Source organism: bacterium, from assembly GCA_024742285.1.
GTDB lineage: Bacteria > Myxococcota_A > UBA9160 > UBA9160 > UBA4427 > UBA4427.
In genome coordinates, this window is sequence record JANSYR010000002.1 from 72,424 (window position 1) to 88,590 (window position 16,167).

General features: G+C 70.9%; 8 protein-coding genes. 3 read left to right on the plus strand and 5 right to left on the minus strand.

The genetic code is table 11. The annotated features are described in order from the left end of the window. Positions 1-10: 10 nt before the first annotated feature. Positions 11-1,783: a BamA/TamA family outer membrane protein gene (locus NXI30_04115; protein ID MCR9093379.1), complete on the minus strand. Its 1,773-nt coding sequence runs from the start codon at positions 1,781-1,783 to the stop codon at positions 11-13. Beyond that, positions 1,780-4,368, minus strand: a complete 2,589-nt coding sequence (locus tag NXI30_04120; protein ID MCR9093380.1) for a filamentous hemagglutinin N-terminal domain-containing protein — start codon at positions 4,366-4,368, stop codon at positions 1,780-1,782. Before NXI30_04120 ends, NXI30_04115 begins: the two co-directional genes overlap by 4 nt. A 239-nt stretch (positions 4,369-4,607) precedes the next feature. On the opposite strand from NXI30_04120, the gene NXI30_04125 reads away from it, so the two are divergent. Then, positions 4,608-7,496, plus strand: a complete 2,889-nt coding sequence (locus NXI30_04125) for a thrombospondin type 3 repeat-containing protein (protein ID MCR9093381.1) — start codon at positions 4,608-4,610, stop codon at positions 7,494-7,496. A 62-nt stretch (positions 7,497-7,558) separates the two neighbouring features. Here the strand turns inward: NXI30_04125 and NXI30_04130 are convergent, their stop codons facing one another. Beyond that, positions 7,559-9,805, minus strand: coding sequence for a CHAT domain-containing protein (locus NXI30_04130; protein MCR9093382.1), 2,247 nt, complete (start codon positions 9,803-9,805; stop codon positions 7,559-7,561). A 261-nt stretch (positions 9,806-10,066) separates the two neighbouring features. Here NXI30_04130 and NXI30_04135 point away from each other — a divergent pair, with 261 nt between their 5' ends. Continuing rightward, a complete protein-coding gene (locus NXI30_04135; protein ID MCR9093383.1) occupies positions 10,067-12,202 on the plus strand; it encodes a hypothetical protein in 2,136 nt (711 codons plus the stop codon). Positions 12,203-12,223: 21 nt separating this feature from the next. Here NXI30_04135 and NXI30_04140 read toward each other — a convergent pair whose 3' ends face one another. Both NXI30_04140 and NXI30_04145 read right to left on the minus strand, forming a co-directional pair. Further along, positions 12,224-13,066: an SDR family oxidoreductase gene (locus NXI30_04140; GenBank protein ID MCR9093384.1), complete on the minus strand. Its 843-nt coding sequence runs from the start codon at positions 13,064-13,066 to the stop codon at positions 12,224-12,226. Between the two features lie 46 nt (positions 13,067-13,112). Then, positions 13,113-14,615 (minus strand): acyl-CoA synthetase, encoded by a 1,503-nt coding sequence (locus NXI30_04145; GenBank protein ID MCR9093385.1) that lies wholly within the window; start codon positions 14,613-14,615, stop codon positions 13,113-13,115. Positions 14,616-15,238: 623 nt separating this feature from the next. Between NXI30_04145 and NXI30_04150 the strand changes: the two genes are divergently transcribed. Continuing rightward, complete coding sequence (locus tag NXI30_04150; GenBank protein ID MCR9093386.1) at positions 15,239-16,159, plus strand: diguanylate cyclase; 921 nt, start codon at positions 15,239-15,241, stop codon at positions 16,157-16,159. Positions 16,160-16,167 lie beyond the last annotated feature (8 nt).

The window sequence follows — 16,167 nt, forward strand, 5'->3', positions numbered from 1 at the left end:
TCGGATCTGGTCAGGGCCACGTGGCCGAGATCCTGAAGTGGATCCCGTCGTCCTGGAGCGAGCGGAGATCGTCCCTCGGGCCGTCCTGGAGCAGACGCGCGCCCCAGTGAAGCTCGCCGATCAGGGTCTCTCCGAGCCGTGCGCGGAGGCCCAGACCGACCGAGGCCAGCGACTCCGCGCGAAGGTTGTCCGACGAGAGGTGGCGGCTGAAGGCCCGGCCACCGTCGAAGAAGGGGACGAGCTGGACGATCGGTCGGCCGTCGATCGCATCGCGCCAGATCGGGATCCGCGCTTCGAGGCCGCCGACGACGCCTTCGTCCCGCACGATGCGGTTCTGGCTGTAGCCGCGGACGCTCGGCGGGCCGCCGATCGCGAACTGGGCCAGGCCGAAGACGCGTTGGCTCGTCAGCTGCGCGCTCGCACCGGCGATCAGCTCGATGTCGTAGTCGGTCACGCGTCGCGCCGCCTGGATCTGGGCGTTCCAGGCCCAGAAGCGTGCGTCCGGGAGGTCGCCGTCGCTCCGCGTGGCACCGAAGGCATCGAGCCCCACGGTCGCGACCGCACGAAGCGCCACGACCTGTCGCGGTCGGCGATGAACCGCGTCCGCGACCAGACGGAGCGTAGCCAGGCGCGTCCGCCCCTTCGGTGCGCCCGGAAGCGCGAAGGGCTGGTCGAAGCCGAGTGGCGCGAACGTGATCTCCGACTCGGCGAGCTCGCCGACCAGTCCGACGCCGAACTCCCAATCGCCCATCACGCCGTCCGGGCGGAAGGGCTGGTAGAGCCCGAGCTCCGCGGCCCAGTACTCGCTCTCGACGTCGAGCGGGTCGTTGCCCACCCCGTCCGAGACGTCGAAGCGGCGGTAGCGACCGATGGCGTGGGCGAGGGTGTCGCTCGCGTTGAGCGGGCGCTGGTAGACGACTTCGATCCCACCGCCCGCCTCGCTCACGTCGCCGCCGACGAGCAGGCTGTCCCCGGCGCGGGTCAGGCTCCGGTTCATCACGGCCGCGCCGAACCGGATCTCCCCCAGGCTCGGCGCCAGATGATTGTGGACCGTGGCCGCCGCCGAGAGCACGGACTTCTCTTCCACGGCGACGTCGAGGATCGTTTCACCGCGAACTTCACCCGGCCGGATGGTGGCGTGGATCCCCGCGAGCCGGGGGTCCCGCTGGAGCTGTCGGAGCCGCCCTTCGAGGGTCGGCACGTGGAGGGGACCTTCGAGGCCCCGGCGGATCCGGGAGGCGTAGTAGTCCGCGTCGACGCGTTCGGCCCCCGAGACCTCGACGTCGGCGAGTCGCCCCTCGACGAGCTGGACGATCAGCTCGGCGGGGCTGCCGAGCGATTGGGGCGGGAAGACGGCACCCGAGGTGAGGTAGCCCGCGCGCACGTAGACGGCGGTCAGCGCGTCCCGCAGTCCCTCGAGATCGTTGGCTGTGAGCGGGCGATCCAGCCAGGGGGCGGCGACCTCGTCGAACGCCTCGTCGGAGAGCGCCGTGTTGCCCTCGAAGCGCAGGTTGCGCACGACGACGATCGCGTCCGGTCGGTCCCCGTCGCCCTGGAGCGGCGCTCGGGGCGTCGGTGCGCTCGGGATCGGCGGAAGGACTTGTTCTCCCTCGAAGTCGGGCGCTTCGCGGGGCGCGATCGGGCGGGCGCGCGGCGGCTCCCGGAGGAGCTCCCGTGCGACGGCCCCAGGGTCCTCCGCGGCGGAGACCGCGTCCGCCGCCGATAGGGCGAGCCCGGTCGCGACGAGTCCCGCGAGCGTGGCCACGAACCGGACGGGCTTCATCCCGGGCACGTGACCCGAACGACCACGGGCCCCGCGTCGGCGGAGGCGACGACCCGTTCGTCCGGTTCGACCTCGTTCGCCGGCTCGGGTGGCGTCTCCGCCGACGCGGACGCCGGCCCCGGCGTGGGCACGGGCGTGGCGACCGCCAGCGGACCCGCCGGCGCCGGCGCGAGGCCCGAGTGGCGCTGGAGCACGAGGCTCGCGACCGCGCCGCCCTCTCGGGCTGCACACGCTTCACGAAGGAAGGCCGTGGCATCGCGGATCTCGGCGGGCACATTGGGACGTTCGACACGGATCACCGCCTCGGGCGAGGTGAAGTCCTGGTTCCCGTCCTGGCCGAAGACCGAGTCGGCGTTGATGTCGCTCGACTCGTCGAGCACCAGGCTGCTCGCCTCGACCCGGATGTTGCCGCCGTCCCCGCCGACCGCCCGCGCGAGGATCTGGCTGTTGATCAGGACGACGCTGGTCGCGGCCAGGGCGAGATCGCCGCCGCCGCCAGCCCCCTCGGAGACACTCGTACTGATCTCGCTGTCGCTGAGGAAAAGCACGTTCCCTGGAACGACGCCCGGCGGCGTGTCGACCGAGAGCCCCCCGTCCGGGTCGACCGTGACCGGCCCGCCGTTCACGTAGATGTCGCCGCCCTCGCCGAGATCCGCCTCCGCGGTGATCTCGCTCGCGGCGAGCTCGACGTTGGCGGCGCGCAGGTCGATCGTGCCGGCGTCGCCGACGCCGCGGGCCGTCGTCGCGATCCGCACGCCGTTCTGGAGGAGGAGGGACGGGGTCGTGATCCGGATCTCGCCCGCGTTCCCCGTGGCTTCAGGCTCGGAGATGGTCGTGATGCCGGGCGTGATCGCAGGGTTGGTCTGGTTCGCGATCACGACGTCCTCGGTCGCCGTGATCGAGATCGCGCCACCGTCGCCGCGTCCGCGGGTGCTCGAGTCGATCCGGCTGCCGTCGACCACGCGCAGGCGCGCGACCTCGATCGTGATCGCGCCGCCCTGGCCGCCGCCCTCGCGGACCTCCGAGAAGAGCTCGGCCCCGTTCTCGAGCCGGAACTCCTCGGCGCGGATCGTGACCGGGCCGCCGTTGCCCGACTGCTCGTCGCCGCTCAGGTCGCGCGCATTGGAGACGATCGAGACGACTTCTTCGTCGGGCTGTCCCGTGGCGTCGACCCGAACGAGCCCGCCGCGGGCGTCGATGTCGATCGCGCCGGCATCGCCGCCGAAGCGGCTCTCGGTCTGGAGGACCGCGACGCCTTCGAGGGAGACGTTCGCGGCACGGATCACGATGTCGCCGGCGCGCCCGGTTCCCGGGTAGGTCACACGGGTGATGTTGCCGCTCAGGTCGCTCTCGTACTCGAACCGGTAGTTGCCCTCTGGAAAGTCGAAGCTCTCCGAGAACGTGAGGAATCCGTCGCCCGGGAAGTTCTCTTCGAATCCACTCAAGCTCGTGATCGTGCTCGGCGTGTCGATCGTCCGGCCGATCATCGTCAGGTCGCCCGTCAGGTCGATGCCGATCGTGCCGGCGTCGCGGTCGGTCACGGTGAAAGCGCGTAGCTCTCCAGCGTCGAGGGTCAGGTTGCGGCCGAGGACGCGAATGTCGCCGGATCCATTCGCGATCTGGCAACCAAGACCAAGGCAGAACGCGGCGTCGGGTGGGATTCCTCCGCTGCTCACGACGGCGCGATCGCCGATGAATACGTCTCCGCGTGCCGTACCCGGTTGGAAGGAGACGTCGCCGGGCTCGCCGAGTGCCGCGCCTGGCTGGACATCGACGCCGCCGGGGCCGCCGACGCTTACCAGCGTGATCTGTCCGCCTGCGCTGTAGAGCAGCGTCAGCTCGCCTGCGACGCCTGTGCCGCGGATCTCGAGGTCGCCGCCGATGAGCGCGAGGTCGTAGCCCAGACCCGCGGCCGTGTTGCCGAAGCGCGTCTCGAGCTGGGTGTTCTCGACGCGGATCGGTGCAGGCGAGTCCGAGAGGAATCCGAACGCGGTGACCGGCGTCGACGAGAGGACGCTGCTCAAGGGCGTCGTCGCCGAGTAGACCCCGGCCCCGCCGCCGAGGGTCATGTGATCGGCGGTGGACAGGGTCACGTCCCCGCGGACGTCGATGGCGCCACCTTCGCCGACGACGACGCCCGACGGATTGATCATCAGGAACTCGGCGCCCTCGACGTTGGTGCGCAGCACGCCTTCGATCGAGGTGACCTCGCCGCCGGTCACCCGTGAGATGAATCGATCCACGGTGGCGGGACCGTCGAAGGTCGCGGTCTCCCCGCTCTCGAGACCGAAGCGCTCGAAGCTGTGGAACTGGTTGTTGCCGACGGAGACGCCGTGGGTCTCGTCGATCAGGTAGTCGGGACCCGGGAGATCGCCTGCGGTCACACCGGGCAGGGTGTCGTCGAGGGCGATGCTCGACTGCGCCCGGGCCTCTCCGGCGAGGGCAACGCAGAGCAGACAGGACAGCACCGCCGGGGCGACGAGGGCCTGGGCGGGCGGACGCGTCCTGTCCCGGCTCGGCCGGCCGCGGGACGAGGAACCGCGCCTTCGGCGACGGGACGACGGGGGCTTCGGGAAGTCGGGCATGCTCACTCCGTCCGGGACGATACCACCGGCAACACCCCCGCCGGGCATGCGCAGATTGGGGCCCGGGGCCCAGGAACCGCCCGATTCGGTGACCGATTCGACTAGACTGAGGCGGAGTGTCCGCCAGCCCACCCGCTGCGCCTGTGAAGTGCGCGACAGAAGGATGGATTCGGGACGCGCATGCTCTGGAAGACGCGGTCGGGAGGGGCCTCGCCAACCCAATCACCCACGAGGGGCACATGACCGGATGCCAGCGACATCGAGTCGGGAAGGGCCGCGCAGCCGGGCTGCTGCTCGCGGTGGCTTTCCTGTTCGCGGCCTCCGCCGTCCACGGGAAGCCGGCGATCGATGCGCAATGGTCCTCGACGACCGGCATCGGCCGGCCGGGGGGGCACGTCATCGAGGCCGGCCCCGGCGACACCCTCGTCGCGAAGATCTTCCTCCGCGCCGACGAGCTCGGCATCAGCCGCTATTCGATCTCGGTCCGGTTCGACGAGGGGGGCGGCGACGAGCTCGATCTGGTGGGCGTCTCGACGAGCCTGCCCCCGGGCTTCGACGCGGAGCTGCTTCCCAGCCCGGCCAGCCAGACCGACAGCACGCCCACCATGGCCGGCGAGATCCTGAGGATCGGCGCCGAGACCTTCGACGACTACGGCCCGGCGGTCACGAGCTTCGAGATCGCCGAGCTCACGTTCACCGTGAATACCCCCGTCACCGACGGATACGACCTGCGGATCGATCTGATCGATCCCGCCGACCGCATCGTGTCGAACGTGCTCGCACCCCGCGGCCCCGACGTTCGCGGCGGGCGGCTCGCGGTTCACGCGTCGTTGCCCCAGGGCCACGAGGTCGATCTCGACTTCATGGAGCTCGTCCACTTCACGAGCTTCGGGCCGGATCCTGCGACGGGCCTCGGTGAGGTGCCCTACGCCTACTACATCGGTCGCTTCGAGACGACGAACGACGAGTGGGTCGAACTCCTCAACGCGGTCGACCCCACCGGCGCGAACCCGCTCGGCCTCTACGACCCCGAGCAGACCTCGTCCTCGAACGGCGGGATCGACTACTTCCCGGGCAACCCGGCCGGCGAGAAGTACGCGTCCAAGCCGAATCGCGGACGCTTTCCCGTCAACTTCGTCGACTGGTTCGACGCGCTCCGGTACGTCAACTGGCTCGAGAACGGCAAGATGGACGGGGGGGACACCGAGGTCGGTTCGTACAACCTCCTCACGTCGCCGGTCACGGATCTCGGCGGCGCGTTCGGGCTGCCGACCGAGAACGAGTGGTACAAGGCCGCCTACGGACGTCCGATCGACGGCTTCTGGTGGCTCTACCCGATCCAGTCCAACTCGCCCCCCGGCGTCGCCACCTGCAACTTCTCGACGCGGACGGTGAACAACCCGTCGAGCACGACGGTCAACTATTCCTCGGCCTGCGGCTATCCCGTCGAGGTCGGCACGGCGCGCGCGGGTCAGACCACGAACGGCACCCAGGACCAGGCGGGCAACGTCTCCGAGTGGATCTACGCGCTCTCGGGCGACGGACTCTTCGCGAAGCACCGGGGAAGCCACTTCGACGAGTACACGGCGCCGCTCGAGAGCACCTTCGGCGGGACCTTCTCGCCGACCGGCACGAGCACCGACTTCATCGGCTTCCGGATCGTGCACCGGCGCGACAGTCCGGACTCGGACGCGGACGGAATCCAGGATCGGTTCGGTGCGAGCACCTTCGACATCTGCTTCGGCGGCCAGAACTTCGGCTGTCGGGACAACTGCAACGACGTCCGGAACCCCGACCAGACGGACACCGACGGCGACGGCGTCGGTGACGCCTGCGACACCTGCCCCTACGACTGGAATCCCCTCGAGACCTTCGACCTCTTCGGCGACGACGAGTTCTTCATCCCCGGGCAGCACGATACGGACGGGGACGGACTGGGCGACATCTGCGACGACGACGTGGACGGGGACGGAATTCCCAACGAGAGCGATCCCGACGCGGACGGGGATGGGGTGATGGACTCCGGTGCGCCCTGGATCTGCGGGCAGGAGCCGTCCGGCCAACCGTGCAACGACAACTGCCCGGGGATCCCGAATTCCGCGCAGTTCGACTGCGACGTGGACGGATTCGGCGATCAGTGCGACTACCGGCTGGACGTCGGGGCGGGGCCCGATCTCGACGGCGACGGCGTCGGCGACCGGAACGACGTCTGCCCGGGCTTCCTCGATCCCGACCAGAGCGACTTCGATCGCGACGGGTTCGGGGACGTGTGCGATCTCTGCCCGACGGTCAACGAGGAGATCCAGATCGACGCGGATCTCGACGGCGTCGGCGACGCCTGCGACGTCTGCCCCTTCGACTACGACCCAGGCCAGGCGGATGCGGATCTCGACGGGGTCGGCGACGCCTGCGATCTCGGCCTCGACACGGACGGCGATGGCGTGCCCGACGCCGACGACGGGTGTCCGCTGGTCTTCGAGACGTCGTCGGCGGACACCGACGGGGACGGGATCGGGGACGCCTGTGACCCGACGGTCGAGGTCTCGCAGACGGACTTCATGGACGCGACCGGCTACAACGGCTGCAACTTCGACTCCGACAACGACGAGTTCTTCGAGACCGCAGCGGGAGGCTCGACGTTCCAGTGGCTCTACAACGGGAGTGATGCAACTGGCGAGTGCTTCCTGACGGGCGACCTGGACGAGAACGGCTTCGTACCGTGGGGCTACGTTCCGACGGGTCCCTCCGGTGCGGACTGCTGCGTATACAGCTACGCGCAGGACGAGAGCGACCCGAATCCCTCGGTCGTGATGGTGACCGTCGAGTTCGGCGGCGCGATGGTCGACACGACGAACTCGGACGCGGACTTCGTCTACGACACCTGCGACAACTGCCCCGCGATCACGAACGCCGACCAGGCCGATCTCGACGGAGACGAGGTCGGCGACGTCTGCGACAACTGTCCGAACGATCCGAACCCGAGCCAGGCGGACACCGACGGCGACGGGATCGGCGACGCCTGCGACGCGATCCTCGGTCCGGAGCCCGACGGGCTCACGATGTTCTGGATCGGGTTGCTCGCGGCGGCGGCTCTCGCTCGCGTCCGTGTTCGCGCCGCGATCGGCTAACGAAGCCCACGCTGGCGACCGGAACTGGTCCGCCTAGAGCCCGCTCCCGATCAGGAGACTGCCTAGAGCCAGCTCCCGATCAGGAGAAAGGGCGCCCAGTAGGCCGGGTGGCGGTGGCGATCGCTCGCCAGGAGCGCCCGCTGGGCCTCGGCGAGCGACACGGCGCGGGAGCGCGGCGACACGGGATCGAAGACACCGCGGTAGAAGCGCTCCGCGATCTCGCTCGCGGCGGAGTCGTTCACGACCCAGAGCGTGCCGATCGCGCTGCGCGCGCCGGACTGGACGGCCAGCCCGGCGAGTCCCATGGCCGCCTCGTCGTCCCCCGCCGCCGTCTCGCAGGCGCTCAGCATCAGGAGCTCGAGGGGCTCCTCGCGGTCGCGGAAGAGGGCCAGGTAGTCGCTGAGCGCCGACATCGAGATCCGGCCGTCGTGGGTCAGGACGAAGGCGTCGTCCTTGCTGTCGAAGCGCGCGTGGGTCGCCACGTGGAGCACGCTGATCGGACGCGTCGACAGGCCGCGCTCGACCCGGGGCGGCGTGAAGGTCTCGTTCAGCAGCACGTCGGTCTCGAGGATCTGCGAGACCGCCTCGATCTCCGCTTCGACGAAGGGGAGGGAGGCGAAGCCGTCGATCGGGACCGAGAGGCCGCCGGCGAGGGCGAGGCGATTCGGGGAGGCGAGGGGGCGGGGGACCGTGAGGTCGATCCCGGGCGTCGTCGCGAGGGCGAAGCGCTCGACCAGGTGGCGCTCGCCGTCGTGGAGCGCCGCCATGGGCAGCGCGCGAAGCGCCTTGTCCGGCACGAAGACCAGGGTCCGGGTCCCCCACGCCTCGAGCTCGTCCTCGATCGGTCGGATCAGCCAGTCGTAGAGCGAGCGGGCGGGGCGGAGGTAGCGGCGGTGGCTGCGGATCTCGATCAGCTGCCGGAACTCCGCGGCGGTGGCGCGCAGACGCTCCCGGGGAACCGGGACGGCTCGACGGAAGCGGCCCTTCGGACTCGTGACGACGAGCTCCAGCCGATCGTCCAGCGCGATCGGGTAGATCAGCGCCGCCCCGGGATCGACCTGTCCGGCCTCGACACGTCGCTGGAGCGCCGCGTCCACGCATTCGTCGTCGAAGTAGTCGCGAAGCTCCTGGGCCTTCTGGCGCTCGAGGGAGCGCTGGGCGAGGGCCAGGTCGTCGTCGCGCTGGGCGCCCGACGGCGCAGGGCGGGCCGCGCGCTGGAGCAGGAGATCGACGTAGGCGAGGTGGACGGCCTGGAGCCGCGCGGCGGAGAGGCTCGGGTCGAGGCCGTAGCTGCGCGCGCGCAGGGGGCGCAGCAGCTCCGCCTCGTCGAGGGCCTGCGCGTACGCCGCGAGGGCCGCCTCCGGGTCGCCGCTCTCCCGGTGGAGCTCTGCGGAGGCGAGCCATGCCCGGTAGCGCGCGACCGGATCGTCGGCGCGCGTCGCGGCGGCGACGGCCCGGTCGAGCAGGGTGAGCGCTGCCGGGTTCTGGCCGTCCGCGCGGTAGAGCCGTGCGAGGGTGAGGAGCGCCATGCCCTGGGCGCGCTCGTCGTCGGTCGACTCGGCGAGGGTCAGCGCTTCGCGCGCCGCCGCGTGGGCGTTTCGTCGCGCCGGCGCGTCGATCGCGCCCGCGTCCCGCGGCGCCAGGGTCTCGGCGAGATGCAGGAGGAGTGCGCTTCGAGGCGCTTCGGCGTCGACGCGGTCGATCGCCTTCGAGGCGGCTTCGATCGCGGCCCCTGCGTCCGGTGCGCCCGAGGCGACGCTCGCCCGCGCGAGGTTCGCGCGGGCGCGCGCGCGGAGGACCGCGTCGTCTTCGGTCGCGTCGCCCGTCGTTGCGTCCAGTCGCGCCAGCGCGGCGAGGTACGCGGCACGCGCGGCGGTCCAGGCCTCCGCGCGGGCGCCGCCCTCGCGCAGGGCGGCCTCGAGCGCATGACTGTTGCCCAGGTGGACGTCGATCGCCGCAAGCAGGGCGTCCGCTTGCGCCTGCTCCGCCTCGGTGCGCGCCGCCTCGAGCAGGCGCCGCGCCGCCGCCGGGGACTCGAGCGTCATCGCGAGGTGACCCCGCGCCGCGAGAACGGCGGCGCGCAGGCCGGTGTCGTTCGATTCTTCGGCCATTCGCCGCGCCGCTTCGAGGGGCGCCTGGGCCGAGACGAGGTCGCCCCTCGCCTGGGCACGTTCCGACGCGGCGATGGCCTCGGCGACCCGCGCCGACGTCGCCGCGGGATCCGCGGAGGCGTTGAGCGCGACGAGAGCCACTAGGGTCGCCACGGTCGCGATGACGGGCGCGTCCGCGAGCCGGCGGCCGGCGCTCACGCGGCGCGAGACAGAGGCATCGGATCGGCAACGAAGACCCCGGGGCATGCGCGAATACTAGGGAAGTCCGCGTCCACGCCGCGCTCTGTGAATCGATTCACGGACGCAGGCGCCGAGCAGGTCCACGCTCAGGGGGAGAAGACCATCGTCGGGACGGCCCTGTGGGTCTACCCTAGGTGACGGGGTCCTGGGGGCCCGATTCAACCGACGCGAGCGGACCGGGGCATGCGCCAGCGCAGCGACGACAGGATGGAGCGAACGATGGATCCGCCGGTCTGGCTCGGCCGGCTTCGGCGTGCCGCGTTCGCGATCGTGCTTCTGGTCTTCGGTCCGGGGACCGCCGCCGCGCACCTCCAGGGCTACGGCTTCGCCCACGCGAACCAGCCGTCGACGCCGGCCTATTCGGCGCCGCTCGTCGACTCCTACAACGACGGCGGTGGAAGCATCGACATCACGCGAAGCGGACCCGGGGCCTACGCGGTGTCGTTCGAGGACCTGTCCGACGTGGGAAGCGGCGGCGGTCACGTCCAGGTCTCCTCGACGGATCCGGGCAGTCGCTACTGCACGATCTCGAGCTGGGGATCCACCGTCGCGAACGTCCGCTGCTACGACTTCCTCGGCAACCTCGCCGACGGGCGCTTCAACGTCCTCGTGCTGCGACCGGGGCCGGAGCCGAGCGACTACGCCTTCGCCTGGGCGAGCAACCCGACGTCGGCGTCTTACACGCCGAGCGCGACCTATCGCTACAACCCCGCCGGTACGGGATCCGCCACGGTCACGCGACACCAGGTCGGTCACTACTCGATCCGCTTCGACGACTTCGACGCGGTCGGCGCCGGGCCGCGGGTCGATCTCGTGACCGCCTACGGGGGGAACGCCCGGTGCCAGGTGCACGGGGCGATCTCCGACGGGTTCAACGTGCGGTGTCACTCGCCGCTCGGATTCGCGATCGACTCGCGCTTCGCCGCGCTCTCGATGCGCACGGAGCTCGAAGACGACGGGTGGGGCTTCGCGCGCGTCTCGGATCCCTACTCGTTCGGCTACACGCTCCCGTTCGACGACGGACACAACGCCGGCCTGCCCGACGACCCGACGGTCGACCATTCGGCGGTGGGCGTCTGGCACCTCGAGTGGCCGGGCCTCGACGCGATCGGGATCAACCTGGGAAGCGTGCAGGTCTCGGCGGATGCCTTCTTCGACCGCCAGTGCGGCGTCGATCCCGAGGACGGCGATTCGGTCACGATCCGCTGCTTCGACGGGATCGGGATGCCGGCGGAGACCGAGTTTCAGGTGCTCTTCCTGAAGCCGCCGCTCAAGGCCTGGCTCCGGGACTTCTCTTTCGCCTTCGCAAACGACAACATCTCCGGTCCGTTCCCGTACAGCGCGTCCGACGACGTGAGTCGGAACGCCGTGCGCGGCAGCCCGATCAACATCGACCGGATCTCGACCGGCGTCTACCACGTCGAGTTCGTCGGGACGGACGAGTTCTCGACCGCGGGCCACGTCCAGGTCTCCGCGTTCGGCTTCAATGCGAATCACTGCAACGTCGAGACTTCCTACGACGAGTGGGCGGAGATCCGCTGCTTCAACCGGCTGGGCAGCCTGACCAACACGCATTTCAACGTCTTCCAGGCGAAGCCTTCCGCGGCCGAGGACTCCATCGCCTACGCCCGCGCCGACCTCAACTACCTGTCTGCGTACACCGCGAACCCGACCCACGCCTACAACCCGGGCGGCGGCGCGGTCACCGTCACCCGGACCGCGACCGGCGTCTTCGACGTCCAGTTCCCGGGATTCGGCGCGATCGGGGACGACGGCGGCAACGCGCAGGTCTCGGCCTTCGGGCTCACCAACGGCAAGTGCCAGGTCGCGTCTTGGGGAAGCGAGCGCGTGACCGTCCGTTGCTTTACCACGACCGGCAATCCCGCGAATCTCAACTTCAACGTGATGCTGTCCCACGCGGACGCCAACGACGAAGCCCTGGCGTACGTCTGGGCCTCGTCCTCGACCGCCTCTTCGTACACTCCGTCCACCTTCTATGCCTATCAGACGGGGACCGGCGCGATCACCGCCACGCGCGGCGGGACCGGGAGCTATACGGTGAACTTTGAGGGCTTCGGAGACGAGGGGCTCGGCAGCGGCATCCCGCTCGTCTCGACCCACGGCTCCGCCGCAGGGATCTGCAACCCGGTCTTCTGGACGGGCTCGACCGTCACCGTCCAGTGCTACGACCTCGGCGGGAACGCAGCCGATCGGCGCTTCAGCCTCCTCTACCCGAAGGACTTCACGAACACCGTGCTCGAGGAGACCTACGTCGCCGCTCCGGAGCCCGGCTTCGGCGTCGGCCTCGTTGTGGGGGCGTTCGCGTTGTCGGCGTCGCGCCGCCGTCGTCGATAGGGGCGAGACCGCGCCCCGCGCCTACCGCTCGGGCGGCGCGGCCCGGAATCGCCCGGGCACGTCGACGAACTCCCCGGCGTATTTGCCGCCGTCGATGAGCAGCTCCGTCCCGTTGATGAAGCGCGCTTCCGGCGACGCCAGAAAGACCGCTGCGGGGGCGACGTCGTCCGGCAGTCCACGGCGTCCCATCGGACCGAAGGCGGCGTCGAAGGTCGGGGCGTCGCTTGCGCTCGCGATGCTCGGCGGCGAGGCGACGCCGAACGCGTCCGCGTGCATCTCGGCGCTGCCTGCGCGGGGGCAGAGTACGTTCGCCCGGACTCCGTACATCCCGTTCTCGAGCGCGGTCACCTTCGTCAACCCGACGAGGCCGAACTTGGAAGCGGTATAGGCCCCCGTCGTCGTCGTGCCGGAGAGGGAGTCGGTCGACCCGACGTTCACGATCGCGGCGTCACCGGTCTCTGACGCGGCGGCGCGCAGGCGGGACAGCGCCGCGCGGGTGCCCAGGAAGGGACCGACGGTGTTCACGCGGAGCACGCGTTCGAAGTCGGCCTGACTCGTCGCCTCCAGGGGCTGGAGGACGAGGATCGCGGCGTTGTTCACCAGGACATCGAAGCGGCCTTCCTGCGCGTCGATCTCCTCGAGGGTCGCGTTCCACTCGGCCTCGCTCGTCACGTCGAGGCGCCGGTAGCGCGCCGCCTCGCCGAGCTCGGCCGCGACCTTCTCGCCGAGCTCGTCGAGGACGTCGCTCAGGATCACCCGCGCCCCGGCCGCCACGAAATGGCGGGCGATGGCTTCGCCGGTGCCCCGGGCGGCGCCGGTGACGAGGGCGACCTTGCCTTCGAGACGGAAGGGATGCTCGTTCATGTGGACTCCTTCGGGCGCGCTCGGTCGGGGACTCGCTCGCTCGCCGTCAGTCGGCGAGGACTTCACCCTTCGCGAGGCGGTGCTTCTGGACCTTGCCCAGGGCGTTGCGCGGCAGCGCTTCGACCGGGTGCAGGGCGCGGGGGTGCTTGAAGGGGGCGAGGGCATCGCCGATCGCCGCCCGCAGATCCGCCAGCTCGACCGGTGCCGTGAGGACGGCGTAGGCCTCGACGCGCTCTCCCCATTCCGGGTCGGGCTCGCCCACGACGGCGACGTCCTCGATCTCCGGCCGCGTTCGCAGCACGTCCTCGATCTCCCGCGGATAGACGTTGTACCCGCCGCTGATGATCAGCTCCTTCGCACGACCGACGATCGAGACGTAACCGTCGTCGTCGACGGCGCCGAGATCGCCGGTGCGGAACCAGCCGTCGTCGGTGAACGCGTCGGCGTTGGCGTCGGGGCGTTGCCAGTAGCCGGAGAAGACGTTCGGTCCGCGGACCTGGATCTCCGCCGGCTCGCCTTCGAGGCGGAGCTCGACGCCGGGCAGGGGGAGCCCGACGGTCCCCGCGCGTCGCTCGGCGTCGTGGGGGTTCGAAACGAGCATCAGCGTTTCGGTCATCCCGTAGCGCTCGAGGACGCGCTGGCCCGAGACGCGCTCGATCTCTTCGTGGAGCGCAGCGGGTAGGGCCGCCGAGCCCGATACGCAGAGCCGGAGCCGGGCCAGCGCCTTCGCCTCGGGGTGGCTCGCCAGTCGGTGGTACATCGTCGGCACGCCGAAGAAGAGCGTCGCCTCCCGCTCTTCGATCTCCTCGAGGATCTCGTCCGGGCGGAAGCCGCGGTAGAGCACGGCGGAGCTGCCGTTGTAGAGCGTGCCGTGCAGGCCGACGCCGAGCCCGTGCATGTGGAAGAGCGGGAGCGCCAGGAGAAGGCGATCCGCCTCCGTCCAGCGCCAGGCCAGGCGGAGCCCCTCGGCGCTCGCGAGGCAGTTCGCGTGCGAGAGGACCGCGCCCTTCGGTCGGCCGGTGGTGCCGGACGTGTAACAGACGAGCGCCGGGGAATCGGGCGTTTCCGCGTCGAGCTCCGGGATCGGGCCGTCGGGGATCTCGAGGGTCGGGTCGAGCCGCGCCAGATCCGGCGCGAGCTCGGCGATCGCGGATCGCTTCGCGGGATCGTCGACGATTGCGGCGCGCGGACCGGCGTCCTCGATCACGTGGGCCAGCTCCCGGGGGCCGTAGGCGGTGTTCGTCGGGATGACGACGAGACCGAGACGGAGAGCGGCGACGTAGCTCGTGACGAGGTCCGCCGAGCTCTCCGCCGAGAGGAGGATCCGATCCCCGGACTGCAGGCCGAGGGCGGCGAGGCGGCCGGCCCGGGTGGCGGACTCCGCCGCGAGATCGCCGCGCGAGAGCCAGCCCCGGTCCGGATCGTGGATCACCTTGGTGTCGGGGCGCGCGCGCCAGTGACGGGCCCAGGCCGCGGTCAGGCAGGAAGCCCCGCCCGCCGTCGGGTCGAAGCGGGCGTCCGCCGGGACGTGGATCGAGGGCACGGTCATCGGTACGAGGCTCCCGGTCGGCGGCGCGAGGCCGTGGGCGAACGGGGAGGGTATCCGAGTCCGGGGGCGAAGCGCGCGGGGCCGAAGCCGATCGCGTGGCGCCGATGGTTCGCGGCGCGGCCGGCAAGCTGAAGGGCCCGGGGCGAGCCCCGGGCCCTTGCACCTGGTAGGAGGTCGCTCTCCGGCGAGCGAGTGATTCGCGACCCACCCGGGCCACGAATGCCGGAGAACGTCCTCTTGAAGACTGAGTGCCCGGCCGTCCGGAAAGGGGGACCGTCCGGGACGCGATCGGCAGCGGATCGGCAGCCTGCCGGCGCACGGGACGCGCCAGAGCCGATCGGGAGGCCGGAGGAAGAAAAATCTCCGCTCCGGGCCGAAAGTCCGGAACCGCCCGACGGGCGCGGGGTCTCTCCCCATGACCATCGAGTCATCGCCGCTGGTCACCTCTCCTTTGCTTTGGTTGTGAATCGGACTGGGCCCGTCTGCAAACGCAGGCGGGCCTTTTCTCTGTCCGGGGTGCGTGGGCGAGGCCGCCCGGGGGCGCGGAATCCTCACGATTGCCCGTGCCATGGCCGATAACCCTCGGGGCCGGAGATCCTCCGGCGCATGCTCCCGGAGGCGCCTTGGCGACCCTGCTCCTGATCGACCCGTCCGAACTCCACCGCGCCCAGCTCCGGGCGGCGGTCGAGCCGGCCGGGCTCTTCGACGAGATTCTGGAGGCGGCGGACGGGATCGCGGGGACGCGGGTCTTCCTCGACAAGCGCGTGGATGTGGTCGTGTGCCGGGGGGAGCTCGGCGGGGTCGATGCGGCCGGTCTCCTGCCGGCGTTCCTGGACGCGCCCGGCCGCGCGGCGGCCCCGATCGTCTTCCTGTCCGCGAAGGACGACCCGGAGTCGCGGGCGCGGCTGCTCGATGCCGGGGCGACCGACGTGCTGACGATGCCGGTCCACTTCGCAGAGCTGGTGGCGAGGCTGCGGATCCATCTCCGCAGGAAGCGGATGCAGGACGATCTGCGCGTGAAGGACGAGACGCTCGCGCGCCTGTCGACCGTCGACCCGCTGACGGGGCTCCGGACGCGGCGCTACGCCGACGACGTGCTCGCCACCGAGTTCCTCCGCGCGCGGCGTCACGACAATCCCCTCGCGATCCTGCTGGGCGACCTCGATCACCTCGTTCGGGTGAACGACGAAGTGGGCCATCTCGCGGGCGACGCGGCCCTTCGCGGGGTCGCCTCGGTCCTGCTCCACGACCTCCGGTGCACCGACGTCGCCGCGAGATATGGCGGGGGCGAGATCCTCGTCGTGCTCGCCCAGAACGATCTCTCCGGCGCGCGGATCCTCGCCGAGCGATGGCGAGAGTCGGTCGAGGAGTCCCGCTTCGCGGATCCCGCGGGCCAGGTCGTCGGCGTGACCCTCTCGATCGGCATCGCCGCGCTCGACGGCGAGACGGTGTCGCCCGAGGCCCTGGTGGGCGCCGCGGATGCCGCGCTCCACCGGGCGAAGGCGCAGGGCCGCAATCGCGTGGAGCTCGCCGGCCCCGCCTGACGGCGGCC